The organism is Rhodococcus sp. BH4, assembly GCF_002079265.1.
Lineage (GTDB): Bacteria > Actinomycetota > Actinomycetes > Mycobacteriales > Mycobacteriaceae > Rhodococcus_F > Rhodococcus_F qingshengii.
Genome location: NZ_CP014941.1, coordinates 3,386,794 through 3,412,773 on the forward strand (window position 1 = coordinate 3,386,794; position 25,980 = coordinate 3,412,773).

Here is a 25,980-nt window from a genome sequence, read left to right on the forward strand (position 1 = left end):
GACGAATCGGTCACAGGCCGACCGCCTCGTACAGTCCACCGACCTCGCTACGTCCGAGGACGCGCTGCGTTCCCGGACGCTGATCGCCGAGGGCGACAACTCCGACGTTGGTGCGAACCAGACGGACAACGGGGTGACCGACGGCATCGAGGAGGCGACGCACGATGTGCTTACGACCCTCGTGCAGAACCAGCTTGACGAGCGTCTTGCCCTCGTTGATCTCGAGCACGGTGAACGCGTCCACCTTGGCCGGACCGTCGTCGAGGGTGACACCGTCGCGCAACTGCTTGCCGGTGCTGCGCTCGACAACGCCGTGAACCGTGGCGAGGTACGTCTTCGGAACCTCGAACGACGGGTGCATCAGGCGGTGAGCCAGATCGCCGTCGTTGGTGAAGAGGAGCAAGCCTTCGGTGTCGGCGTCGAGGCGGCCGACGTGGAAGAGTCGCTGACCCGACTGAACGCGCTCGGAGACGATGTCGCCGACGCACGGACGACCGAGATCGTCGGACATGGTGCACTGCCAGCCACGCGGCTTGTTCATCGCGAGGTAGACGAGGTCCTTCTGCACGACGACGCGGACGCCGTCGACACGAACCACTGCGTTCTCGGGGTCGACACGCAGACCCTGTTCGACCACGATGCGGCCGTCGACCTCGACGCGACCCTGGTCGATCAGCTCTTCAGCTGCACGGCGTGATGCGACGCCGGCCTGAGCCAGCACCTTCTGCAAGCGGACGCCGTCGCCCTTCGGCGGGCCGTCGTGCTTGGTGATCTCGGCATGCTGATGACGCGCCGGCTTGGCGTTGGAGACCAACGGGTTCTGAGAGACGACGCGCTGCGGCTTCTCGGTCTTCGGCTTGCCACGCTTGTTGGTCGCCGGCGGTGTCGGGGCTGCCGGGCGCTTGCGCGGAGGTCCGTCGAACTTGGACCCACGAGGTGCGTTCGACCATGCGCCGCCGCGAGGAGCATCGGGGCGTGCGCCGCGCTGATCGTCACTACGACGGTCAGCGCCGCCACGCGGTGCGCGACGGGCGTCGACGTGGGGGGTACGGCGGTCATCGCTGCGGGGTCCGCGGCGGTCGTCAGTGCGCGGTCCGCGACGGTCGTCGTTGTAGCCACCACGACGGTCGTCGGTACGTGCGGGGCGACGGTCATCGCTGCGCGGCGGGCGACGGTCATCGCTGCGCGGCGGGCGACGGTCATCATTGAATCCACCGCGACGGTCGTCCGTGCGGGGACGGTCGGATCCGGCGTTGCGGTCGTATCCGGAGGTACTGCGGGAAGTGTTGCTGCGTCCACCACGGGGCGCTTCGCTACGTGCGCCGCGGGGGGCGTCGCTGCGACCACCACGAGGTGCATCGCTGCGTGCGCCGCGGTTGTCGCGGGAGTTGTTACGGTCCGGTGTGCCATCTCGGCGAGCGGGATTGTTCACTTTTTTCCTGTCAGTTTTCTACTGTTTCCCGAGCGTGGTCGGGTCTTTCTCGGTGCTGACGACGGCCGGAATTCCGGTCAGTCGTCGACTTCGGTGTCCACTACGTCAGCGGGCACGTCTGCCTTGTTCATTCTCGCAAATCGCGGATCGGATTCCAGGCTTTCGCTGATGTCGTCGATGAGATCGACATCAGGCAAGAGCGGGGCCAACTCCGGGAGCTCGCTGAGCGAGGCCAGGCCGAGCCGTTCGAGGAACAGTTCGGTCGTGGAGTACCGTGTCGCGTTGGTGTCCGGGTCAGGCCCGGCTTCCGCGATCAGTCCGCGGGCAAGGAGGGTGCGTACCACCCCGTCCACGTTGACGCCTCGTACCGCACTGATCCGCGCACGAGTCAACGGTTGACGGTATGCGACTACGGCCAAAGTTTCCAATGCCGCCCTGGTCAATTTGGTGCGTGCGCCGTCCAATAGCAGCTTTTCCACGTACGGGGCAAACTCTTGTCGCGTGTACAGACGCCATCCGTCGCCCGCGTAGCGAAGGTCCATTCCGCTGCCGCGAGCGGTCAATGCGGCCGACATCGACGTCAGGCGTTCTTCGACTCGTTCCGGCGCGGTTCCGGTGACAGATGCGAGTTGGTTCACTTCGGCCGGCGAATCCACGACAAGCAGAAGCGACTCCAGCACTGCGTCGAGTTGATCGTCGTCGAGTTCGAAATCGGGGGCGGAATCTTCGGACTCCGAGGCGTGTTCGGTAGGCTCGATCATCTCGTCTAGCTGCGAAGACTCTGATTCCGTCGGCTCGGCGTTCATCCGTAGTCCTCCTCTGTGACCGGCGCGGCCGGGTCGTCTCCGGTCCAACTCACCATCAGCGGTCCGAGTGCTTCGGGTTGCTCGAACACAATGACCTGCCTGCGATACAACTCGAGCAACGCGAGAAATCTTGCGACTATCTCGACGGTGATCTCACACTCGGCAACGAGGTCCCCGAAGGGTGTCCACTCCCCTATGCCTCGCTCGCGCAGCAACTCGAGAATTCGCTCAGCCTGCTCGGGTATCGAGATATTGGACACATGGAGGTGATCGAGGCCCACCGTCGGCACCGGACGCGGTGTGAACACCGTCGCCGCGATCTCCGCAAAACGCTGAGGATCGACGCCCAACAACACCTCGGGCAGGAGTTCGGTGAACTGATCCTCGACGGCAACCGAGCGCGGATAGCACCACAGCGCTGCTTCCTCCAACTCACCGAACAGCGCCGCAACTTGTTTGTACGCCCGGTACTGCAGCAGTCGCGCGAAGAGAAGGTCGCGGGCTTCGAGAAGCGCCAGATCCTCCGCGTCCTCGACCTGCCCGGCGGGCAACAGCCTTGCCGCTTTCAGGTCCAGAAGAGTGGCTGCGACGACCAGAAACTCTGTTGTCTGATCGAGGCCCATCGCACTGCCGAGTTCCTTGGTGTATGCGATGAAATCGTCAGTGACGGTGTGCAGGGCGACTTCGGTGACATCGAGCTGTCGTTGATTGATCAGGTTCAACAGCAGATCGAACGGGCCTTCGAAGTTCCGGAGAGTGACTCGGAAACCGGCAGCCTTGGCTGCGGTCTGAGCGTCGGTCGGCACGTTCGGGTCGATCGAATCCGGCTCGACTTCGACCGAATCTTCTTGCGATGCAATCAGTTCCACTAACGACCAGACCGGTGAATGACCTCGCGGGCCAATGCTCGATATGCCTCGGCCCCAGCCGATTTCGGCGCCCACGTCGTGATCGGCTCACCGGCGACGCTGGTTTCGGGGAATCGGACGGTGCGGTTGATCACCGTGTCGTAGACGACGTCGCCGAACACCTCGACGACTCGCGCCATCACCTCACGAGCGTGCAGGGTCCGAGCGTCGAACATCGTGACGACGATGCCGGCCAACTCGAGCTTGGGATTGAGACGATCGTGCACCTTTTCGACGGTGTCGTTGAGCAGTGCCAGGCCGCGCAGGCTGAAGTACTCGCATTCCATCGGAATGATGACCGAATCGGCGCAGGCCAGTGCATTCACCGTGAGCAGGCCAAGCGACGGCTGGCAGTCGATGAGCACGTAGTCGTACCGATCGAGAACAGGGTGCAACACGCGTCCCAAGGTCTGCTCACGTCCGACCTCGGTGACCAATTGGATCTCGGCGGCCGAAAGGTCGATGTTGCTGGGCAGCAGGTCGAGGCCGTCGACTCGGGTTCTCATCAGCACATCGTCGATGGACACACGTGGTTCGACCAGGAGATTGTGGACGGTCAGTTCGAGGTCGTGATGCTGAACGCCCAGTCCGGCAGACAGTGCTCCTTGGGGATCGAGATCCACCAGGAGCACTCGGCGACCGTATTCGGCCAACGACGCACCCAGGTTGATGGTCGACGTCGTCTTGCCGACGCCGCCCTTCTGGTTGCACATCGCGATGATCATCGCGGGTCCGTGGTGCGCCAACGGTGTCGGTTGGGGTACCTCGCGGACCGGTCGACCTGTCGGGCCGAGTTCTTCCGCGGAAACGGTGAGGGTTTCCGCAGGTGGAGAGGCTACTGGCGTCGTATCTATTTCGAACATCGCCTCTGGTTCGGAGGGTACAGCTGGTGCTGATTCGTTCACGCGCTCGAAGAGTTGGGCATTGACATGCGGCGGCGCGGACTCCGCCGCTGGTGGCTGCGATGTCGACACGGTCCGATGCTCCCCTACTCTTTCGGCGGTTGCTCTCGGCGCCGGCAAACCCCCGAAACTGCGGTGGAGGCCGCTCGCGCTCCTTGAACGCTACCGCTTACATCACCGAATGGTCTCGCAGACACGCATGAGCCAACCAACCCCTAACGGGCACGCGGGTGTGCCTGAGCCCACACTTCGCGCAGCGCGGTGACGGTGACCAGCGTGTAGATCTGCGTCGTGGTTACCGAAGCGTGACCGAGAAGTTCCTGCACGACGCGTACGTCCGCGCCGCCGTCGAGCAGGTGTGTGGCAAACGAGTGCCTGAGCGTGTGGGGTGAGACGTCCGCCTTGATCCCGGCCGACGCCGCCGCATCCTGAAGTATCTGCCACGCACTTTGACGCGAGAGGCGTCCACCGCGCGCGTTGAGAAAGAGGGCAGGAACACCGCGCGTCGCCAGGCTGGGGCGCCCGCGGACGAGATACGCGTCGACGGCGGCGATCGCCGGCCTGCCGACGGGGACGATCCGCTGCTTGCCGCCCTTGCCCTTGAGCAGCACGGAACGAGTTTCGGTATCGATGTCGTCGACGTCCAGATCGATCGCCTCGGTGATTCGCGCTCCGGTCGAGTACAGGAGCTCGAGCAGAGCGCGATCCCGCAGGTCGCGGGGCCCGTCACCGGCCGCACCGCCACCCGAAGCGTCGAGCAGGGCGATCACGTCGTCGAGAGGCAGGGCCTTGGGCAGCTTGCGTCCGGGCGTCGGCGGCTTGACCGTTCGGGCCACGTCGACGCTGACCAGACCTTCGGCGGCGGAAAACTTGTGGAATCCGCGAACCGCGATCAGGGTGCGTGCTGCCGAACTGGCCGCCAATGGTACGACGCCGGAATCTTTGTCACCCAGGCGCAGATGTGTCACGAATTCGGTGACGTCGTTCTCCGTCACGCCCGCGACGTCGTCGATGCCGCGTCCGTGCAGGTACTCCGCGTACCGATTCAGGTCGCGGCGATAGGAAAGTAGAGTATTGCGCGCAGATCCTCGCTCGACCGCTAGATGATCGAGATACGAGTCCACCTGTCGGGCAAGCACTTCAGGCTCGCGACTTGCGTTCTCCGAATGCGCGAGGACGATCGGGCCACGGTGCGTCGGCGGGGCGTAGCGGCTTTCCCGTCGCGCGTGCGGTGGCGATCGCGAGAATGCCTGATACCGCTGTGGCATTGACGATGTCGCCGCGTAGCGCCATGTCGACGGCGTCGGCGAGCGGAACCCGCGAAATCTCGAGATCGGCTTCTTCGTGTTCGGGATCGTCGCGCTCCACCTCGCGCAACCCCTCGGCGAGGAAGACGCGAACCGCCTCGTCCGTGAACCCGGGTGAGAGAGCGACATCGACCAGCACCGACCACCGATCGGCGCCGAGTCCGGTTTCTTCGCCCAGCTCGCGCGCTGCCGCCTCGACCGGGCTCTCCCCCGCAGCGTCGAGCAGACCGGCAGGGATTTCCCACAACCGGTGCCCGAGCGGGTGACGGTACTGGTGAATCAGCACCAGGTTGTCGTGCTCGTCCAGTGCCACGACGGCAACGGCGCCGTGGTGTTCGACGACTTCCCGATCGGCACGCTGACCACCAGGCATCGCAACGGTGTCGACGCGCAATGCGATAATCGCGCCGGTGTAGACCGTCTTGGAGCCGAGGGTGTCGAATTCGTGCCGACCGGGATCGCTCATGTGTGGCTAGACCTTTTCCACGTTCTCGACTGCAGCGTCGAGCGCCGTCTCGGTGGCGGCGGTGTCGATCTTCTCGTCACCGTGGACGTCGACGGGCAGGCGCTCTTCGAGCTTGTACGTCAACGCTGCTTCGACGAAGGCCGCGAACAGCGGGTGCGGGCGCGTCGGGCGGCTCTTGAGCTCCGGGTGTGCCTGGGTGGCAACGAAGAACGGATGCTGCTCACGCGGGTACTCGACGAACTCGACCAGATGACCGTCCGGTGAGGTTCCGCTGAACTGCAAGCCGGACTTGGCAATCCGGTCGCGGTAGGTGTTGTTGACCTCGTAACGGTGACGGTGACGCTCGGAAACGTCCTCGGTTCCGTAGGCCTGAGCGACGACGGAACCCTTGGTCAGCACAGCCGGGTAAGCACCCAGACGCATGGTGCCACCGAGGTCGGCGTCACCGGCGATGACGTCTTCCTGATCAGCCATCGTGGAGATAACCGGATGCTTGGTGTCCGGCTCGAACTCGGCCGAGTTGGCATCGTCGAGGCCGACGCTACGAGCAGCTTCGATGACGACGCACTGCAGACCCAGGCACAGACCCAGCAGCGGCAGCTTGCGCGAACGTGCGAAACGGATCGCGCCGAGCTTGCCTTCGATGCCGCGGATGCCGAAGCCGCCGGGGATCAGAACACCGTCGACGTCACCGAGAGCGGCCTGCGCTCCGGCTTCGGTCTCACAGGCGTCCGACGGGACCCAGGAGATCTCGACCTTGGACCGGTTCGCGAATCCACCGGCGCGCAGTGCCTCGGTGACGGAGAGGTATGCGTCGGGCAGGTCGACGTACTTGCCGACCAACGCGACCCGCACGGTCTCACGCGGCTGGTGAACACGATCGAGGAGGTTGCCCCACACGGTCCAGTCGACGTCGCGGAACGGGAGACCGAGCTGGCGAACGACGTAGGCGTCGAGGCCCTCACGGTGCAGAACCTTCGGGATGTCGTAGATCGAGGGAGCGTCGGGCGTCGAGATGCAGGCGTCGACGTCCACGTCGCACATCAGGGCGATCTTGTTCTTGAGGCCCTGCGGAACGTCACGATCGCAACGAAGGATCAGCGCGTCGGGCTGAATGCCGATGCTGCGCAACGACGCAACCGAGTGCTGCGTGGGCTTGGTCTTGAGTTCTCCGGAGGGGCCGAGGTACGGCACGAGGGAGACGTGCAGGAAGAAGACGTTGTCGCGGCCGACGTCGTGGCGGACCTGGCGAGCGGCTTCGAGGAAGGGCTGCGATTCGATGTCGCCGACGGTGCCACCGATTTCGGTGATCACGACGTCCGGGCGGTGTCCCTGCAGATCCGGACCGCTCATCTCGAGGATGCGACGCTTGATCTCGTCGGTGATGTGCGGGATGACCTGAACGGTGTCGCCGAGGTACTCGCCGCGGCGTTCCTTGGCGATGACCGTCGAGTAGACCTGGCCGGTGGTGACGTTCGCCTGGCCGGAGAGGTCACGGTCGAGGAACCGCTCGTAGTGTCCGACGTCGAGGTCGGTCTCGGCACCGTCTTCGGTAACGAAGACCTCGCCGTGCTGGAAGGGGTTCATGGTGCCCGGATCCACATTGAGATAGGGATCGAGCTTCTGCATGGTCACGCGCATTCCCCGCGCGGTCAACAACTGTCCCAGGCTCGAGGCGGTCAAACCTTTGCCGAGCGAGGAAGCTACACCTCCGCTGACGAAGATGTGCTTGGTGGCGGTACGCGTGTTAGTGCGTGACTGTGGCAAAGGGGCTCCCGTGACGACTGTGCAGGGCTTGGTCTGATGAAGCATGCTGGGGCCTGCCGACCCACGGGATTTCACGGTAACACCTATCGGGGGTCGGTGCCTACAACGCGCCGACTTTCCGCCCCCGATGTGACCGGCGTATCAATACCGGGGTGTTCAGTTGGTGGGTGCGCCGACGGTGACCGCCGCCGCTCCCGGTCCCGTGCCGTAGCGGCCGGCGCCGCCGTTCAACTGTTCCTGCAGCGCCAACGGCGTGGTGATCTTGCCCGACTCCCGATCGATGTTGTCGATGGTCGTCAAGCCCGCTGAGAGCGCCGCGTCCGCACGAGCAACGGCAACCGGACCACTGCCCTCGGCCGAGCCAGGCCGGCCCGCGAGAATCGTTCCTGCGCCGCGTCCGTCGAGAGCACCGGCGAACCGGGCGATGACGGCGCCGCGGTTACCCGTGGCTGCGTCGGATTCACTCTTGTTGTCGCCGGTGAGAACCACCGCGAGTTGAGCCGGCTTGACCGCTCCGTCGTCGTAGCTGATGAAACCGGCGCTACGCAGCGAGTCGAGCGCGAGATTCATCTCGTCCGGAGTGCTCTGCGGCTCGCTGTTCTGCCCGTTGAGAAGCAGAACCGAACCGAGCAGATCACCCGCGAGACTGCCCTGATCGACCGCACCGGTCTTGAGTGTGATGCCCGCAGGGATGACATTGGTGACGACGGTCCGCAAGCGGTCACCGCCCGTGGCGTCGACAAACGAATCGGTGAGCGAGACGCGTCCGGTCACGGCGCCACCGGCGGCAGTGACGAGTCGGTTGACACCGTCGAGATCACCGGGATCGGCGTCCGGTGCCGTGATGACGACGACGGTGCGACCAGCGAGACTGTCACGCACGACGCGACCGCCGACAGCAGCATCGAAGCCGTCCGCGGAATTGAGTTGCTGCTGAAGCTGATTGGACTGTTGATTGAGGTCTTCGATCTCGTTCTGCAGGTCCGCCTTGTCGTCGCGCAGACCCGAAAGCAATCCACTGGACAGCATTCCGGAACCGAGCACCACGCCGATCGCGAGTGCCAGGAAGATTGCCGCTATGGAAATTGCATGTTGACGCATCGAAATCACTTGAAGAGCCCCTGAACCCACAGCGCGAAGCTGTTCCACGTTGCGATTGCCCAGTCGAGAACTTCACTACCGGCATTGGACACGACCAGGGCGACGATCACTGCCACCAGGGCGGCGAGCACCAGGAGCGCGATCGCGCCGCCGGACACTCGACTTCGATACAGCGTTGCCACAGCCTTGGCGTCGACCAGTTTCGGTCCCACCTTGAGCCGAGTCATGAACGCCGACGGATTGCTTTCACGACGCCCACGGTCGAAGAACTCGTCCAAGGACACCACGTTGCCGACCGTCACGATCAGTGAAGCTCCGTGGTGATCGGCGAGCAGCAACGCAAGGTCGGTCGGTGAGCAGGTCGCCGGGAACGTCATCGCCCCGATCCCGAGATCCTGGATTCGGGAAAGCCCCGCCGCATGACCGTCCTGGTCTGCGGGCAGAACAACTTCCGCGCCGGACTTGAGGGTGGAACTGGTGATCTCTTCCGGGTCGCCCACGATCAGATCGGGGCGGTATCCGGCCTTGCTCAACACGTCCGCACCTGCACCGACACCGATCAGGATCGGCGAATACTCCTTGATGAAGGGCTTGAGGTTCTTCAGATCGGCCTCGTGTTCGGGTCCGTCGGAGACGACCACGACGTGGCGATCCTTCAAGTCGATGTCGATGTCCGGAACACCGATTCCGTCGATCAGCAAAGGACTTTCGGTGCGGATGAACTCGATGGTGTTACCCGAGAACGCTTCCAGGTGATCGACCAGGCCGGTCTTGGCCTCGATCATCCGATCGGAGATCTCGGCCTCGGTCTGCTCTTCGCCCTTGACGAGGCTCTTCTCGCCGTTGAAGATCTCGCCCTCGTGCAGGCGGATCTTGCTGCCGTCCTTGACGTTCTTGAAGACGTCACCGTCTACGGCATCGATCAGAACGATGTCGTTGGCGACGATCACTTCCGGTCCGAGGTTGGGGTACCGCCCCGAAATCGACGGCGACGCGTTGACCACGGCCATGACTCCGGCTTTCACCAGAGCATCGGCGGTCCGGCGATCGATGTCGACTTCGTCGAGGATCACGATGTCTCCAGGACCGACGCGGCGTAGAAGCTTCGCCGTGTTCCGATCGGCCCTGGCGATGCCACTGATCCCAGGCAAGGATTCGGTGTTACGTGAGAGCAATCCGGGCATCTTCATGGCTTCGATGATGAACCTGAAACCGCGTTGACCGGTGGAGGCGCGCCGACAACTACCACATCAGTCACACCAACACCACAGAACCTTCAATCTGTGACGCGGGCCGCATTCGCGATCTCGAGCAGTTCTTCGGCGTGCGCACGACCGGTCTCGGTGTCGTCCAGCCCTGCCAACATACGGGCCAATTCGACCACCCGATCCGAATCCGACAAGGTCCGCACGCCACTGCTCACCACGCCGCCTTTGTCGTCGACCTTGTCCACCACGAGGTGGGTGTCGGCAAACGCAGCAACCTGCGGAAGGTGGGTGACGACGATAACCTGATGCGTACGAGCAAGTTTCGCCAATCGGCGGCCGATCTCGACAGCAGCGCGACCACCGACCCCCGCGTCCACTTCGTCGAAAACCATCGTCGCACCGGTGTCGCTACCAGCGAGAACAACCTCGAGCGCCAGCATGACGCGTGACAGCTCGCCACCGGAAGCGCTCTTACTGATCGGAAGTGACGGTGCCCCGCTGTGCGCAGACAGACGAAATTCCACCTCGTCGACGCCGGCAGACCCGGCATGAAGGTCTACTCCCCCGACGCTGAGCGGCGCCGAGTCCTGCGGGCCCGCAGGCTGAGAACGCACAGTCACCTCGAGACCCGCACGTCCCATCGCCAGACCGGCGAGTTCCGCGCTGACGGCTTTGGCGAGCTTTGCCGCTGCCTTGACTCTGGCGGCGCTCAGCTTTGTGGCGGCTTCCGCGGTGAGGCCAGCCGTCTCCTCGACCTGCTTGGCCAACAGCGACAACGCATCCGACGACACGTCGAGTTTGGACAGACGAGCGCGAGCGGTATCTGCCCATTCGAGAACACCGTCGACATCGGCGGCGTACTTGCGAGTCAGAGTCTTCAGTTCCGATTGCCGCGACAGCAAAGAGTCCAGCGCACCCGGGTCTGCGGGCAGCCCGGACAGATAGGTGTTCAGGTCACCGGCAACATCGGTGACGACGGCAATAGCGTCGGCCAACCGGGAACCGAGGCCGTCCAGATCTGCGTCGGTGACCGACTCGATACGCGCCCGCGCTTCGGACATCAGGTCTAGCGCCGGCATGACCCCGACGTCGCCGCTGGCCATGTCGTCACTACCGGCGAGCGCAGCGTGCGCCTCTTCCGCAGCCGAGCGGAGCGAATCGAGTTCACTGAGTCGACGAACTTCGGCAACGATTGCCGTGTCCTCGCCTGGCTCGGGTGCCACGCCGTCGATTTCGTTGAGCGCGAAGGTCAACTGATCTGCTTCTTGCGCCAGTTCACGAGCCTTCGACGTGCGTTCGATCAACTCCGAACGAGCATCTAGCCATTCACGACGGTGTTTGCGGTACCTCGTCAGCAGCGTTCCGATTGCCTTGTCCCCGAAGCGGTCCAGCGCATTGCGTTGCTGGTCGGGACGAAGCAATCGCAGCTGATCGTTCTGTCCGTGGACAGTCAGAAGTGGATCCGTGAATTCGGAGAGAACTCCCGCCGGCACGCTTCGTCCGCCGAGATGAGCCCGTGAGCGGCCGTCGCTGCCGACTGTCCGGACGGCGATGATGGTCCCGTCCTCGTCGCGCTCGGCGCCGGACGATTCCAGGATTCGGACGATCTCACGCTCGGTGGCCGGTGAGACGTCGTCGGCGATGAATCGTCCTTCGACGACGGCTCGCGACGCGCCCAACCGCACCCGCCCGGCATCGGCTCGCGCTCCGCTGAGGAGGTGCAAGCTGGTGACGACCATCGTTTTACCTGCGCCGGTTTCACCGGTCAGGACGGTCAGGCCCTCGTGGAACTGGGCGCTGGCCTCGGAGATCACACCAAGACTGTCGATACGGATCTCTGCGAGCACGATTAAGGCTTCCTTCCTCGCCATCCGGTAACCGGAAGCTCGAACTTGCGAACCATCCGATCAGCGAAGGGCGCAGAGTCCAACCGGACCCACTTGACGGGAGTGGCGCCGCGAACGATCTCGACGCGAGCGCCGGCAGGCAGTTCCAACGTACGACGACCGTCGCAGAAGACCAGGCCGTCGTGGCTACCGGCGACGGTCTCCACCGCGATGATCGAATTCGGGCTGGTGACCAACGGCCGCGCGAACAGCGCATGCGCGTTGCTGGGTACGACGAGCAAAGCTTCGAGTTCTGGCCACACGACAGGGCCGCCTGCGGAAAAGGCATAAGCGGTCGAGCCTGTAGGAGTGGACACGAGAACACCGTCGCAACCGAAGGCAGACACCGGTCGGCCGTCGACTTCGAGGACAACTTCGAGAACTCCCAAACGCGAACGATTCTCGATACTGGCCTCGTTGAGCGCCCACCCGCGATCGATGATCTCGTCGTCCACCCGAATCACAACGTCGAGTGTCATACGGGACTCGACGCGATATTCCTTGCGAACTACCTGTGCGAGAGCCTCGTCGAGATGCTCGGCCTCGGTCTCTGCCAGAAATCCGATCCGTCCGAGGTTGATGCCCAGTACCGGAATGGACGCTTCTTGAGCGAGTTCGGCGGCGCGCAGAAATGTGCCGTCACCACCGAGAACCAGAACCAACTCGCATCCGACGGCAGCATCAGGGCCGGGATGAACAACCGTGACGTCGAGACCCGGCGCAGAGAAGCCCGCGGGTTCCGTCATTGCTTCGATGCGCGAGCTGTCTGCTTCGTCGACGAGGACTCGCAGCCCGATTCCCGCCCGTTCGAAAATCTTCCCGACTCGTTTGGCGGTTTCCGTGATGTCACGTCGACCAGGGTGTGCGACAAGAAGGATCTCGCGCGACTCGCCGTTCGTGACCGCGTTCACTGGGGCCCTTCCTCTACAGCCTTGCGAATCATGTCCTCCACCGAAGGAATTCCCTCGGTGTCCGGCTCGTGATCACCGGGCGAACCTGTCTTTCGAAGCCACAGGAAATACTCGACATTTCCCGACGGACCGGGCAATGGGCTGGCCACAACACCTAACGTCCGCAGACCTACCTTTGCAGCAGCCTCCGACACGTCGAGCACAGCCGAGATTCGCAATTCCGGATCTCGTACGACGCCACCGGCACCGACGCGGTCCTTGCCCACCTCGAACTGAGGCTTGACCATCGGAACCAGGTCCGCGCCGTCAGCAGTACAGGCGACAAACGCCCCGAGTACAAGTTTGAGAGAAATGAACGACAAGTCCGCGACAACGAGATCGACAGTTCCGCCGATGGTCTCTGCATCAATTGCACGAACATTGGTTCGGTCGATGACGTGCACCCGGTCATCGGACTGCAGGCGCCACACCAGTTGTCCGTAGCCGACGTCGACTGCGACAACTTCCTTCGCACCACGCGTCAGCAGAACATCGGTGAACCCACCGGTGGATGCGCCGGCGTCGAGGCAACGGCGACCTTCGACCGTCAATCCTTCGGCACCGAAGGCGTCGAGTGCGCCGATCAGTTTGTGAGCACCTCGCGACGCCCACGAAACTTCCTGCTCCACCTCGACGACCCGAAGTGGCGTTCCGGCTTCGATCGCCGTCGCAGGCTTGGTCGCAACGGCTCCCGAGATGAGAACTCGCCCGGCGGAAATCAGTTCTTGCGCATGATCTCGTGACCGTGCGAGTCCGCGACGGACAAGTTCGGCGTCCACCCGTGCTCTACGTGCCACGTCAAGCCCTGTCCACAGAGGCGAGTGCCTGGACGAGCACCTCGTGTGCCTGTTCCAAAAATTGTGCCTTCTGCGGAATCACACCTGCTCCGTGCTGATCGTTCGGATCCTGTTCGATGCCGCCCAGGCGCGCCAGCAAACCGTCGACGTCAGAACGTATGCGTTCCGGATCGACGGAAGGGCGTGGCCCGGGCAACGGAGATCCGTTACTCGTGTTTCCGGGGTGCGGTGTCGGCGTGCTCATCGGGCACAACGTTAGTGCATGACTCTCGGTTACGCATACACCCGCACCCCCGCGAGTCGAACACATTTGCGAGAGATCAGACGAGCCAGGATGCAAACAGATCCGCCACGCCGGCATCCGACGCTTCCAGGGTCCGGAACGACGGATTAGCCCATGCGACAGGCGCAACCGCGCGTAGAAGCGACATCTCGTCCCCGACAACCGGGCCGTCGACAACCAGCGCCGACCCGTTCACGGAGACAGACCACTTGGAGTCCGCACCGACCAGCGATTCGACGGCCGGCTGATTGAGCGAATCCAGAGTTGCTGCAATGTAGGTGGGGCGCTGCTCAACCGGAGCCCGCAGTACGTCACCCGGCGTGCTCACACCGGTGAGAACCAACAACGAGTCGATCGAAACAGCTTGTGCGCCTTCGATATCGGTGTCCAAACGATCACCGACCACCAGTGGACGCGAGCACCCGCTGCGAGCGAGCGCGTCCTCCATCAGCGGTGCAGCAGGCTTACCTGCCACCAACGGTTCCTGCTTGGTCGCAGCGCGTAGAGCTGCCACCATCGAGCCGTTGCCCAGCACCAAACCCCGCTCCGACGGCAGTGTTGTGTCCAGGTTTGCCGCTACCCACAGCGCACCGGCCCGGATCGCCAAGCACGCCTCGGCAAGGATCGACCAGTTGGTCTCCGTCGAATGTCCTTGAACGACAGCAACCGGAGAATCCGCGAATTCGCGCACCGGAAGCAACCCGACGCGCGTCACCTCGTCGGCCAATGCGTCGGTACCGACGACGAGCACAGCGGCACCGGGTTCGAGACGCTCCGACAGCAGACGCACTGCCGTCTGAGAACTGGTGACGACACGATCGTCTTCGGAATCGAAACCGAGTTCGGTCAGATGCGCCGACACTGCCGAAGGCGAGCGACTCGCATTGTTGGTCACGTAGTACAAGGCCTGCGTGCCCTGACCGAGAGCGGCCTGGGTGCCGGGAATCGCATGAGCTCCGGCGTACAGAGTGCCATCGAGATCGAGCAAAAGTACGTCGTACTGAGTACGAAGCACGGTCACTGATCTTCTCCGGTCAACTCGGCCACCCGTTCTTCAGCATCCGTGTCACCCTCGAGGTCAGCAGCTGCAGCGTTGAGGAACCATTTCAGTCCGTCTTCGACACGACCAGCTGCAACGAGGGCATCGGCGTAGGCGTAGAACAGCCGAGCCGCAGCTTCACCGGTACGCGCTGCGTCCAGATCCTTGGTCTGCAGTGTGACAACTGCCTGGTCGAACTGACCGAGATCCATGCGGGCGCCCGCGACGACGATCCTCAACTCAGACGCCTCGTCGCCCGAAAGCAGGGCAGCCTCGTCGCTACGGCCGAGCTCGATCGCGCGTTCGGGTCGACCCAAACCGCGTTCGCAGTCGGCCATGACAGCGATCAGACCCGGTCCGCCAGCCATTCGACGGGCAGCACGAAGCTCGGAGAGAGCTTCAGCCCATTCACCGGCGTGGTACGCGGTGATTCCGGCAGCTTCACGAACGACCGCAATTCGGCCGGCGCGCTGACGGGCAGCGCGAGCGTGGAGCAGTGCGAGTTCCGGATCTTCGTCGACGAGCTTGCCCGCCATGACGAGGTGACGCGCAACCGTGTTGGCGTTGTCCTTGTCGAGGCTGAGCAGATCCCGACGAACGGCCGGGTCCAACTCCGTGGGCTCTACGTTGTCGGGCAAATCCGGTTCGTCAGGTCGTGCTTGCTGACGGTTGCGGTCGCCATCGCGTCCACGAGGGGTGAACCCACCCTCGCCGCCGCGACGCTGTCCGCCGTTGAATCCGCCGCCGCGGTTACTGTTTCCAGCACCGCCACGGTTGTTGTCTCCGGCACCACCGCGGCGGTCTCCGCCTGCAGCGCCGCGTGATCCACGCCCGTCGTTGTCACGACGGGGGCCACCTGATCGAGGCGCTCCTCCCCCACGGAAGGACCGACGCTCGTCGCCATTCTCCGACACAGTCATTCCTCTCATACAACGCACGAAAGGGGACCCAATATGTTGGGTCCCCTTTCGGTTAACGGGTGTTCGGCGGTGTCCTACTCTCCCACACCCTGTCGAGTGCAGTACCATCGGCGCTGAAGGGCTTAGCTTCCGGGTTCGGAATGGGACCGGGCGTTTCCCCTTCGCTATGACCGCCGTAACTCTATGAAACTGTCACAGTAACCTTCTTCTGATCACCTGGTTTCACCACCCGTCAACACCAGTTTCTGGTGTTGGGGGATGGAGAAAACAGGGTTTCTCATCAGTATCTGTGTGTTGTTTCAGATACCGCACAGTGGACGCGTAGCTTCTTTGTGGTAAGTCCTCGGCCTATTAGTACCAGTCACCTGCATGCATTACTGCACTTCCAGTTCTGGCCTATCAACCCGGTGGTCTGCCGGGGGCCTTACCCCCTCGAGGGGGTGAGAAACCTCATCTTGGAACAGGCTTCCCGCTTAGATGCTTTCAGCGGTTATCCCTTCCGAACGTAGCTAACCAGCGGTGCTCCTGGCGGAACAACTGGCACACCAGAGGTTCGTCCGTCCCGGTCCTCTCGTACTAGGGACAGCCTTCCTCAAGTTTCTAACGCGCGCGGCGGATAGAGACCGAACTGTCTCACGACGTTCTAAACCCAGCTCGCGTGCCGCTTTAATGGGCGAACAGCCCAACCCTTGGGACCTACTCCAGCCCCAGGATGCGACGAGCCGACATCGAGGTGCCAAACCATCCCGTCGATATGGACTCTTGGGGAAGATCAGCCTGTTATCCCCGGGGTACCTTTTATCCGTTGAGCGACACCGCTTCCACTTGCCGGTGCCGGATCACTAGTCCCGACTTTCGTCCCTGCTCGACCTGTCAGTCTCACAGTCAAGCTCCCTTGTGCACTTGCACTCGACACCTGATTGCCAACCAGGCTGAGGGAACCTTTGGGCGCCTCCGTTACATTTTGGGAGGCAACCGCCCCAGTTAAACTACCCACCAGGCACTGTCCCTGAACCAGATCATGGTCCGAGGTTAGAGGTCCAATTCGATCAGAGTGGTATTTCAACAACGACTCCACGATAACTGGCGTCACCGTTTCACAGTCTCCCACCTATCCTACACAAACCGAACCGAACACCAATACCAAGCTGTAGTGAAGGTCCCGGGGTCTTTTCGTCCTGCCGCGCGTAACGAGCATCTTTACTCGTAATGCAATTTCGCCGAGTCTACGGTTGAGACAGCTGAGAAGTCGTTACGCCATTCGTGCAGGTCGGAACTTACCCGACAAGGAATTTCGCTACCTTAGGATGGTTATAGTTACCACCGCCGTTTACTGGGGCTTAAATTCTCAGCTTCGCTCCGAAGAACTAACCGGTCCTCTTAACCTTCCAGCACCGGGCAGGCGTCAGTCCGTATACATCGTCTTACGACTTCGCACGGACCTGTGTTTTTAGTAAACAGTCGCTTCTCACTGGTCTCTGCGGCCCCACCCAGCTCAGACAGTAAATGTCGTCACCAGACAGGGCCCCCCTTCTCCCGAAGTTACGGGGGCATTTTGCCGAGTTCCTTAACCATAGTTATCTCGATCGCCTTAGTATTCTCTACCTGACCACCTGTGTCGGTTTGGGGTACGGGCCGTGTGAAAGCTCGCTAGAGGCTTTTCTCGGCAGCATAGGATCACTGAATTCGCCTCAATCGGCTACGCATCACGTCTCAGGCTATGTGCGACCCGGATTTGCCTAGGTCACGCCCTACACGCTTACACCAGTATTACCACTGACTGGCTCAGCTACCTTCCTGCGTCACCCCATCGCTTGGCTACTACCAGATCAGGTCCCATGCATCCACCAACTCGAGACCCGAAGGTCTTCTCGTGGCTTCAGGATGGTTAGTATCACTGATTCACCATGGGCGCGTTCACACGGGTACGGGAATATCAACCCGTTGTCCATCGGCTACGCCTGTCGGCCTCGTCTTAGGTCCCGACTCACCCTGGGCGGATTAACCTGGCCCAGGAACCCTTGGTCATTCGGCGGACGAGTTTCTCACTCGTCTTTCGCTACTCATGCCTGCATTCTCACTCGTGTGGCCTCCACGGCTAGGTCACCCTGCCGCTTCCATGGCCACACGACGCTCCCCTACCCATCCACACACCTGCCAGAAAATCCTTGGATCAACTGGGGGCTATTGCGTGAATGCCGCAGCTTCGGTGGTGTACTTGAGCCCCGCTACATTGTCGGCGCAGGATCACTTGACCAGTGAGCTATTACGCACTCTTTCAAGGGTGGCTGCTTCTAAGCCAACCTCCTGGTTGTCTTCGCGACCCCACATCCTTTTCCACTTAGTACACGCTTAGGGACCTTAGCTGGCGATCTGGGCTGTTTCCCTCTCGACTACGAACCTTATCGCCCGCAGTCTCACTGCCGCGCTCTCACTCACCGGCATTCGGAGTTTGGCTGATTTCGGTAAGCTTGTGGGCCCCCTAGACCATCCAGTAGCTCTACCTCCGGTGAGAAACACGCGACGCTGCACCTAAATGCATTTCGGGGAGAACCAGCTATCACGGAGTTTGATTGGCCTTTCACCCCTACCCACAACTCATCCCCTCAGTTTTCAACCTAAGTGGGTTCGGTCCTCCACGACGTCTTACCGTCGCTTCAACCTGGCCATGGGTAGATCACTCCGCTTCGGGTCTAGAGCATGCCACTACGATCGCCCTATTCGGACTCGCTTTCGCTACGGCTACCCCACACGGGTTAACCTCGCGACATGCCACTAACTCGCAGGCTCATTCTTCAAAAGGCACGCCATCACCCCCAGCAGTAAACTGCTCGAAGGCTCTGACGGATTGTAAGCGCACGGTTTCAGGTACTATTTCACTCCCCTCCCGGGGTACTTTTCACCTTTCCCTCACGGTACTAGTCCGCTATCGGTCACCAGGGAGTATTCAGGCTTATCGGGTGGTCCCGACAGATTCACACCAGATTTCACGGGCCCGGTGCTACTTGGGTTTCCATTACAACAGTCACAAAGTTTTCGTGTACGGGATTCTCACCCTCTACGACAGGCCGTTCCAGACCACTTCCACTAACCCTGTGATTTCTTACTGTTGGCCTGCTCGGCAGAACAGACAAAATGAACCCCACAACCCCACGAATGCAACACCTGCCGGCTATCACACACCCATGGTTTAGCCTCTTCCGCTTTCGCTCGCCACTACTCACGGAATCACGGTTGTTTTCTCTTCCTGTGGGTACTGAGATGTTTCACTTCCCCACGTTCCCTCCACACGCCCTATATATTCAGGCGCGGGTAACACGACATCACTCGTGCTGGGTTTCCCCATTCGGACATCCTCGGATCACAGCTCGGTTGACAGCTCCCCGAGGCTTATCGCAGCCTCCTACGTCCTTCATCGGCTCCTGGTGCCAAGGCATCCACCGTACGCTCTTCATTACTTACAACAAAGATGCTCGCGTCCACTGTGCAGTTCTCAAACAACACACAACACTCAGGCTCCAAGCAGACACCAACAAGAAAAAAATTCTTGCGGTATGACCGCGCCTGAACATTGTCGTTACTTCCTTCGAGGAAACACTCGCGTGTTCTCTCAGGACCCAACAGTATGCCGATATAATTTGTTCTCCCACCAGCACTGAGGCCGGCAGTAACGAAAACGAATGCTTGTCAGCGTCCACCCATGAGCAACCACCGTTCCACATACGGGAACGAAATGGCCTCTGCTTTCCTCAACCACACCTGTGTGCAGCGAGCGAAAGAGATGCTCCTTAGAAAGGAGGTGATCCAGCCGCACCTTCCGGTACGGCTACCTTGTTACGACTTCGTCCCAATCGCCGATCCCACCTTCGACGGCTCCCTCCCACAAGGGGTTAAGCCACCGGCTTCGGGTGTTACCGACTTTCATGACGTGACGGGCGGTGTGTACAAGGCCCGGGAACGTATTCACCGCAGCGTTGCTGATCTGCGATTACTAGCGACTCCGACTTCACGGGGTCGAGTTGCAGACCCCGATCCGAACTGAGACCAGCTTTAAGGGATTCGCTCCACCTCACGGTCTCGCAGCCCTCTGTACTGGCCATTGTAGCATGTGTGAAGCCCTGGACATAAGGGGCATGATGACTTGACGTCGTCCCCACCTTCCTCCGAGTTGACCCCGGCAGTCTCTTACGAGTCCCCACCATAACGTGCTGGCAACATAAGATAGGGGTTGCGCTCGTTGCGGGACTTAACCCAACATCTCACGACACGAGCTGACGACAGCCATGCACCACCTGTATACCGACCACAAGGGGGGCCACATCTCTGCAGCTTTCCGGTATATGTCAAACCCAGGTAAGGTTCTTCGCGTTGCATCGAATTAATCCACATGCTCCGCCGCTTGTGCGGGCCCCCGTCAATTCCTTTGAGTTTTAGCCTTGCGGCCGTACTCCCCAGGCGGGGCGCTTAATGCGTTAGCTACGGCACGGATTCCGTGGAAGGAACCCACACCTAGCGCCCACCGTTTACGGCGTGGACTACCAGGGTATCTAATCCTGTTCGCTACCCACGCTTTCGTTCCTCAGCGTCAGTTACTGCCCAGAGACCCGCCTTCGCCACCGGTGTTCCTCCTGATATCTGCGCATTTCACCGCTACACCAGGAATTCCAGTCTCCCCTGCAGTACTCAAGTCTGCCCGTATCGCCTGCAAGCCAGCAGTTGAGCTGCTGGTTTTCACAAACGACGCGACAAACCGCCTACGAACTCTTTACGCCCAGTAATTCCGGACAACGCTTGCACCCTACGTATTACCGCGGCTGCTGGCACGTAGTTAGCCGGTGCTTCTTCTGCAGGTACCGTCACTTGCGCTTCGTCCCTGCTGAAAGAGGTTTACAACCCGAAGGCCGTCATCCCTCACGCGGCGTCGCTGCATCAGGCTTTCGCCCATTGTGCAATATTCCCCACTGCTGCCTCCCGTAGGAGTCTGGGCCGTGTCTCAGTCCCAGTGTGGCCGGTCACCCTCTCAGGTCGGCTACCCGTCGTCGCCTTGGTAGGCCATTACCCCACCAACAAGCTGATAGGCCGCGGGCCCATCCTGCACCGATAAATCTTTCCACCACCCACCATGCGATAGGAGGTCATATCCGGTATTAGACCCAGTTTCCCAGGCTTATCCCGAAGTGCAGGGCAGATCACCCACGTGTTACTCACCCGTTCGCCGCTCGTGTACCCCGAAAGGCCTTACCGCTCGACTTGCATGTGTTAAGCACGCCGCCAGCGTTCGTCCTGAGCCAGGATCAAACTCTCCGTTGAAGACTCTAGATATCACCAACCCGAAGGCCGGCTAATCAGTCATAGACAAAAAGAGTCAAATCACTAGCAAAAAAACTCAACTAGCAAAAAATGTGTCGGCAACCATTCAGACGGAAGAATGAACAATCACCGACGAAAAATACTCACACCCCGAACATCAGAACCGAAACCCGAAGGCCCGGAACATCATCCGACATGCGAAGTACCAAAAAAATTTGGCACTGACATTCATCGACACACTGTTGAGTTCTCAAAGAACACGCACACACCATCACTTCAACCAGGTTGAAAGCTCCGGGGCAAGGGTTACAATCTTAGCTTGTTCGCTCCAGGGAAGCAAGTTCCCGCTGAGCGTGATTGTCTCCGACTTCGTCCAACCGCGTTTCCCCGGCCTGTCGGTCGGGGTTGGTGTCCGTGTCGCTCTGACTTGGACAAAGTTACGCGAATGAAAACTGAGCGTCAAACGTGCAGGTCGCAGATGTTCGACAGGTTAAATCCGCTGGTAGCCCGCCCGGAGGCGGGCCACCAGCGGCCACAGGAGCCCCGCAAGACAACTGTGACCCCACACACGTCAGTTTGGAAGGATTCTCACGCCGGCGAAGTTGCGCTTTCCGCGCCGGACGACCAACCAGCTGCCGTGAAGCAGATCGGATGCGGTGGGCTCCCAGTCGTCGGCCGACACCTTCTGGTTGTTCACCGAAGCACCGCCCTCTTTCACGGCGCGTCGAGCGGCCCCCTTGCTCTCGCACAAGCCGCTCGTCACGAGGAGATCGATGATCGTGCGCGGCTCCCCCGGCGCCAATTCGCTGACCGATGCTTCTTTCAGCGCCGCGGCTAGCGTCGACTCGTCGAGTTCCGCCAGCTCCGCCTTGCCGAACAACGCCTGACTGGCGAGCTCGACAGCACGGGTGTTGTGTTCCCCGTGAACCAAGGTCGTCATCTCCGCGGCAAGTCGCTTCTGCGCTTCTCGCGCATGCGGCCGCTCCGCTGTTGCAGTCTCCAGCTCCGCGAGTTCGTCCGCAGTCAGGAAGGTGAACCAGCGCAGGTACTTGATCACGTCGGCGTCGCCAGTGTTCACGAAGTACTGGTACCAGGCGTACGGGCTGGTCATCTCGGGGTCGAGCCACAAACTTCCGCCACCGGTCGACTTTCCGAACTTTTTGCCATCGGCCGAGGTCACCAGCGGAACCGTCATTGCATGAACGCTCTCACCGTCGACACGACGGTTGAGTTCGACGCCGGCAATGATGTTGCCCCACTGATCGGACCCGCCGACCTGCAGAGTGCAGCCGAGATCGCGTCGCAAGTGCAGGTAGTCGTTGGCCTGGAGCAGCATGTAGCTGAACTCGGTGTACGACATCCCGTCCGACTCGAGACGACGCTTCACGGTGTCACGCGCAAGCATGACGTTCACGGAGAAGTGTTTACCGACATCACGCAGGAAGTCGATGGCCGACATCTTGCCGGTCCAGTTCATGTTGTTCTCGATGACCGCGCTCGTCGGCGAATCGTCGAAATCCACGAATCTTTCGAGCTGACCACGGATGCGACCTGCCCAGTCCGCGACGGTATCGGCGGAGTTCATCGTCCGTTCCCCGACGTCACGGGGGTCTCCGATCAGGCCCGTTGCACCGCCGGCAAGAACGATCGGGCGGTTGCCGGCGCGCTGAAACCGCTTGAGCGCGAGGAGCGGAACCAGGTGACCTGCGTGCAGGCTCGGTCCTGTCGGGTCGAAGCCCGCATACAACGTGACCGGTCCGGCCTCGAGATCTTTACGCAAAGCGTCGAGATCGGTTGATTGGGCGATCAGCCCGCGCCAGGTCAGTTCGTCGAGAATATTCTCAGTCACGGACTCGATCATCCCATCTTCACGAAATGACCGGCGCTCGCGGGCTTCGGCGATACGCGGACACCGCCGGGGAGTCCGGAATCCAGAGGCGCCACGGGACCTCCGCCGCGGTGCTGACACCCACCCGCGGTCCGCTCACCCATTCCTTCGACTCCCCCAATTCGAGCCGAATCCGCGACGCCGGGTCGAACACGTCTGTTCCGTTGTCCCCCAGCGTGATTGCGGCGGAAGCGCCGAGATTACCCGGCCCTCTGGCCCATTGGTGAGACGGCCGGTCCGGCGATCTCCTTGCGGACACCACATCGTGGCCGGCTTCGATTTCGGCGGCTCGGAGCAGAACACCGCCCGCGACACCATCCGGGCCGTACGAGATGTTCATGCAAAAGTGCATTCCGTAGCTGCGGTAGACGTACAGACGCCCCGCCCGCCCGAACATCACGCTGTTTCGCGGCGTTTGCCCCCGATACGAATGCGCTGCCGGATCCGGCCAGGGCCCGTCCTTCTCCCCGCCGTAAGCCTCCACCTCGACAATTCTCAGAGCGACCTCGTCGACGATCAGGGTCGAGCCGAGAACCGCCAAGCCCGCTTCCAACGGGTTTTTCACATTTACCAAGGTCTCGATACTCACCCTTCGATTGTGCCCACACCGTTGACTCGCCGGTCGGCCGAGTCGCATAATTCAACAAGTGATGAATTATTGAAACGAGGCGAACCGTGACCACAACGCCGGCAATAGACATCCGCGGACTCCGAGTCATTCGCGGCAAACACGAAGTACTCCACTCGCTTGACCTGCAGGTTTCGGCGGGATCGATCACCGGACTGCTCGGACCCTCCGGTTGCGGCAAGACAACCCTCATGCGCGCGATAGTCGGAACGCAGATCGTCGAAAGTGGTGAGGTCAGAGTCCTGGGAGATCGCGCCGGTTCCGTTGCCCTTCGCCGTCGGATCGGGTACGTCACCCAATCCCCCAGTGTGTACGGCGACCTGACGGTCACGCGAAATGTTCAGTATTTTGGCGCTCTGTACGGAAAATCCGGCGCAGACGTCGCAGCAGCGGTCGACGCCGTCGGATTGAGCCGATACGCCGACCAGACCGCCGCCGATCTGTCTGGTGGTCAACGCGGGCGAGTCTCGCTGGCTTGCGCGTTGGTGGCGTCACCTGATGTGTTGATCCTCGACGAACCGACCGTCGGCCTCGATCCGGTGCTTCGTGTCGAACTGTGGGAACGATTTGCCGACCTTGCTCGCAGCGGAACCACCCTGGTGGTCTCCAGCCACGTCATGGATGAGGCCGACCACTGCGCTGAGCTGATCCTGATGCGAGACGGGCATCTCCTCGCTCAACTCACACCCGATGAATTGCGCGCCAAAACCAGATGTGAACGCCTAGAGGACGCCTTTCTCGAGCTGATTCGGACTTCACCCGTCGGAGGCGAAATATCATGAGCATCAGGATCTTCGGTGCTACGACCGTCCGCATTCTGCTTCAGCTCCGCCAGGACCATCGCACGGTGGCCATGATCTTGTTGGTCCCGTCGTTGTTGATGATTTTGCTGTATTTCCTCTACCAAGACGTACCCACGCCACCCGGCCAGGTTTCGCTCTTCCAACGAGTGGCGATCACGATGTTGGGAATCTTGCCGTTTGTGGTGATGTTCCTGGTCACGTCCATCGCCATGCAGCGCGAACGCAGTTCAGGAACCCTCGAACGCCTGCTCACCACACCGATGGGCAAACTCGACCTTCTCGCCGGATACGGGGCGGCATTTTCGCTCTCCGCCGCCGCCCAGGCAGCCCTCGCGTGCGCGGTTGCTTTCGGATTCCTCGGACTCACCATCGCCGGCAGTCTTGCCTGGGTCATCGTCATTGCAGTTCTCGGCGCAATACTGGGCGTTGCGCTAGGCCTGTTGGCCAGCGCATTCGCGAAGACCGAGTTCCAAGCGGTGCAATTCATGCCGGTAGTTGTGGTTCCACAGCTCTTCCTCTGCGGACTCCTGGTACCGCGCGACCAATTGCCGACCTGGCTCGAATGGATCAGCAACGTCCTCCCCTTGAGCTACGCCGTCGACGCACTTCAGCAAGTGTCAATGCATGCCGACGCGACGGGTCAGATGTGGCGTGATCTCGCCGTCATGGCGGGCTTCGCCGCCGCCGCGCTATCGCTGGCCGCGGCCACACTCGATCGCCGCACTCCATGACCGACAAGGACACGAGTCCGGTACCGATTCGTTCGGGGCGACGACCGGGCAAGTCGGAGACTCGCGCGCAGATCCTCGATTCGGCGCGACGGGCGTTCTCCCAGAACGGTTTTCGACGAACAACCGTTCGATCGATAGCTGCGGCCGCTGATGTCGATCCGGCTATGATTCATCACCATTTCGGGAGCAAGGAGCAGTTGTTCACCGCTGCGATCGCGCTACCGATCGATCCAGCAAAGGTACTGGGACCGGTTCACACCTCCCCGACCGAAAACCTCGGCGAAAGCCTTCTCCGGGCGGTGATCGGGCTATGGGATTCGGAACACCAGCCGGCGATTCTGGCGGCTTTTCGATCAGCCATTTCCGGCGACGGATCGCAGTTGATCCAGAGCTTTCTGCTCGATGTCGTATTGCGCGACATCATTCCGCGGGTGGACACACCACCTGGTACCGGCTTGATCAGAGCGGAATTGGTGGCCTCTCAGATGGCCGGACTGCTTGTCACGCGATATGTGCTCGGACTCGAACCACTCGCATCATTGAGCGTTGACGCGTTGGTACCGCTGGTGGCGCCGAACCTCCAGCGGTACCTGACCGGTGAATTACCGATCTAGCCTTCAGCCCGCGCGAGCAACTTCTCGTGTTCGTCGTCCGCTACATCGCGTGCCTCGTCGATCAACAGAACGGGAATGCCGTTCTCGATCGGGTAGGCACGCCGCAGGCGCGGGTTGTAGAGCAACTCGTCCCCGACCAGCAGCAGCGGGCCTTTGTCCTGGGGGCAGGCCAAAATGCTGAGCAACGTCGAATCAATAGCCACGTGTGTCCTCTCGAACCGATCAAACAGAATG

21 protein-coding genes and 3 rRNA genes are annotated in these 25,980 nt (G+C 61.5%); 3 read left to right on the forward strand and 21 right to left on the reverse strand.

Annotated elements, in window-relative coordinates; all coding sequences use genetic code 11:
* Positions 1 to 10: 10 nt before the first annotated feature.
* The 20 genes from A0W34_RS33825 to A0W34_RS15760 all read right to left on the reverse strand — a co-directional run bounded on the left by A0W34_RS33825 (position 11) and on the right by A0W34_RS15760 (position 23,559).
* A complete protein-coding gene (locus A0W34_RS33825; RefSeq protein WP_019748584.1) occupies positions 11 to 1,432 on the reverse strand; it encodes a pseudouridine synthase in 1,422 nt (473 codons plus the stop codon).
* Between the two features lie 77 nt (positions 1,433 to 1,509).
* A complete protein-coding gene (gene scpB, locus A0W34_RS15670; RefSeq protein WP_037127047.1) occupies positions 1,510 to 2,193 on the reverse strand; it encodes an SMC-Scp complex subunit ScpB in 684 nt (227 codons plus the stop codon).
* 41 nt (positions 2,194 to 2,234) lie between these two features.
* Positions 2,235 to 3,056, reverse strand: a complete 822-nt coding sequence (locus A0W34_RS15675) for a segregation and condensation protein A (protein ID WP_232330053.1) — start codon at positions 3,054 to 3,056, stop codon at positions 2,235 to 2,237.
* Positions 3,057 to 3,106: 50 nt separating this feature from the next.
* Entirely contained in the window at positions 3,107 to 4,120 is a 1,014-nt protein-coding gene (locus A0W34_RS15680) for a ParA family protein (RefSeq protein WP_003946138.1), read from the reverse strand.
* 143 nt (positions 4,121 to 4,263) lie between these two features.
* Complete coding sequence (gene xerD, locus A0W34_RS15685) at positions 4,264 to 5,187, reverse strand: site-specific tyrosine recombinase XerD (RefSeq protein ID WP_007731892.1); 924 nt, start codon at positions 5,185 to 5,187, stop codon at positions 4,264 to 4,266.
* Between the two features lies 1 nt (position 5,188).
* Entirely contained in the window at positions 5,189 to 5,821 is a 633-nt protein-coding gene (locus A0W34_RS15690) for an NUDIX domain-containing protein (RefSeq protein ID WP_081557917.1), read from the reverse strand.
* A 6-nt stretch (positions 5,822 to 5,827) separates the two neighbouring features.
* Positions 5,828 to 7,588, reverse strand: a complete 1,761-nt coding sequence (locus tag A0W34_RS15695) for a CTP synthase (protein ID WP_003946139.1) — start codon at positions 7,586 to 7,588, stop codon at positions 5,828 to 5,830.
* A gap of 156 nt (positions 7,589 to 7,744) precedes the next feature.
* A complete protein-coding gene (locus tag A0W34_RS15700; protein WP_007731900.1) occupies positions 7,745 to 8,698 on the reverse strand; it encodes a copper transporter in 954 nt (317 codons plus the stop codon).
* Positions 8,695 to 9,879 (reverse strand): putative cytokinetic ring protein SteA, encoded by a 1,185-nt coding sequence (gene steA / locus A0W34_RS15705; RefSeq protein WP_007731902.1) that lies wholly within the window; start codon positions 9,877 to 9,879, stop codon positions 8,695 to 8,697. The genes A0W34_RS15700 and steA overlap by 4 nt, the downstream gene beginning before the upstream one ends.
* Positions 9,880 to 9,965: 86 nt before the next feature.
* On the reverse strand, positions 9,966 to 11,744 hold the full coding sequence (recN, locus tag A0W34_RS15710) for a DNA repair protein RecN (protein WP_003946143.1): 1,779 nt from the start codon (positions 11,742 to 11,744) through the stop codon (positions 9,966 to 9,968).
* Positions 11,745 to 11,746: 2 nt separating this feature from the next.
* Positions 11,747 to 12,694: an NAD kinase gene (locus A0W34_RS15715; protein WP_003946132.1), complete on the reverse strand. Its 948-nt coding sequence runs from the start codon at positions 12,692 to 12,694 to the stop codon at positions 11,747 to 11,749.
* A complete protein-coding gene (locus A0W34_RS15720; RefSeq protein ID WP_003946142.1) occupies positions 12,691 to 13,530 on the reverse strand; it encodes a TlyA family RNA methyltransferase in 840 nt (279 codons plus the stop codon). The genes A0W34_RS15715 and A0W34_RS15720 overlap by 4 nt, the downstream gene beginning before the upstream one ends.
* 1 nt (position 13,531) lies before the next feature.
* Positions 13,532 to 13,774: a hypothetical protein gene (locus tag A0W34_RS15725; RefSeq protein ID WP_081557918.1), complete on the reverse strand. Its 243-nt coding sequence runs from the start codon at positions 13,772 to 13,774 to the stop codon at positions 13,532 to 13,534.
* 76 nt (positions 13,775 to 13,850) lie between these two features.
* Entirely contained in the window at positions 13,851 to 14,834 is a 984-nt protein-coding gene (locus A0W34_RS15730) for an HAD-IIA family hydrolase (protein WP_007731903.1), read from the reverse strand.
* Positions 14,831 to 15,772, reverse strand: coding sequence for a hypothetical protein (locus tag A0W34_RS15735; RefSeq protein WP_073513327.1), 942 nt, complete (start codon positions 15,770 to 15,772; stop codon positions 14,831 to 14,833). The genes A0W34_RS15730 and A0W34_RS15735 overlap by 4 nt, the downstream gene beginning before the upstream one ends.
* A gap of 61 nt (positions 15,773 to 15,833) precedes the next feature.
* Positions 15,834 to 15,950: ribosomal RNA gene (rrf, locus tag A0W34_RS15740) — 5S ribosomal RNA — on the reverse strand.
* Positions 15,951 to 16,103: 153 nt separating this feature from the next.
* Positions 16,104 to 19,236 (reverse strand): 23S ribosomal RNA (locus A0W34_RS15745).
* A 328-nt stretch (positions 19,237 to 19,564) separates the two neighbouring features.
* A 16S ribosomal RNA gene (locus A0W34_RS15750) occupies positions 19,565 to 21,082 on the reverse strand.
* The 16S, 23S and 5S rRNA genes sit together here, the layout of an rRNA operon.
* 571 nt (positions 21,083 to 21,653) lie before the next feature.
* On the reverse strand, positions 21,654 to 22,931 hold the full coding sequence (gene tyrS, locus A0W34_RS15755; protein ID WP_007736194.1) for a tyrosine--tRNA ligase: 1,278 nt from the start codon (positions 22,929 to 22,931) through the stop codon (positions 21,654 to 21,656).
* Between the two features lie 19 nt (positions 22,932 to 22,950).
* A complete protein-coding gene (locus A0W34_RS15760; protein WP_198035646.1) occupies positions 22,951 to 23,559 on the reverse strand; it encodes a DNA-3-methyladenine glycosylase in 609 nt (202 codons plus the stop codon).
* 86 nt (positions 23,560 to 23,645) lie between these two features.
* On the opposite strand from A0W34_RS15760, the gene A0W34_RS15765 reads away from it, so the two are divergent.
* The 3 genes from A0W34_RS15765 to A0W34_RS15775 are packed head-to-tail and all read left to right on the forward strand — an operon-like array spanning position 23,646 to position 25,746.
* Positions 23,646 to 24,380 (forward strand): ABC transporter ATP-binding protein, encoded by a 735-nt coding sequence (locus A0W34_RS15765; protein WP_054781543.1) that lies wholly within the window; start codon positions 23,646 to 23,648, stop codon positions 24,378 to 24,380.
* A complete protein-coding gene (locus tag A0W34_RS15770; protein WP_003944033.1) occupies positions 24,377 to 25,132 on the forward strand; it encodes an ABC transporter permease in 756 nt (251 codons plus the stop codon). The genes A0W34_RS15765 and A0W34_RS15770 overlap by 4 nt, the downstream gene beginning before the upstream one ends.
* Positions 25,129 to 25,746, forward strand: a complete 618-nt coding sequence (locus tag A0W34_RS15775) for a TetR/AcrR family transcriptional regulator (protein WP_064689646.1) — start codon at positions 25,129 to 25,131, stop codon at positions 25,744 to 25,746. Before A0W34_RS15770 ends, A0W34_RS15775 begins: the two co-directional genes overlap by 4 nt.
* On the opposite strand, the gene A0W34_RS15780 is transcribed toward A0W34_RS15775, so the two are convergent.
* The gene (locus A0W34_RS15780) at positions 25,743 to 25,949 is read right to left on the reverse strand and encodes a Trm112 family protein (protein WP_003944045.1); all 207 of its coding nucleotides are present in this window, start codon (positions 25,947 to 25,949) and stop codon (positions 25,743 to 25,745) included. The genes A0W34_RS15775 and A0W34_RS15780 overlap by 4 nt on opposite strands.
* Between the last annotated feature and the right edge of the window lie 31 nt (positions 25,950 to 25,980).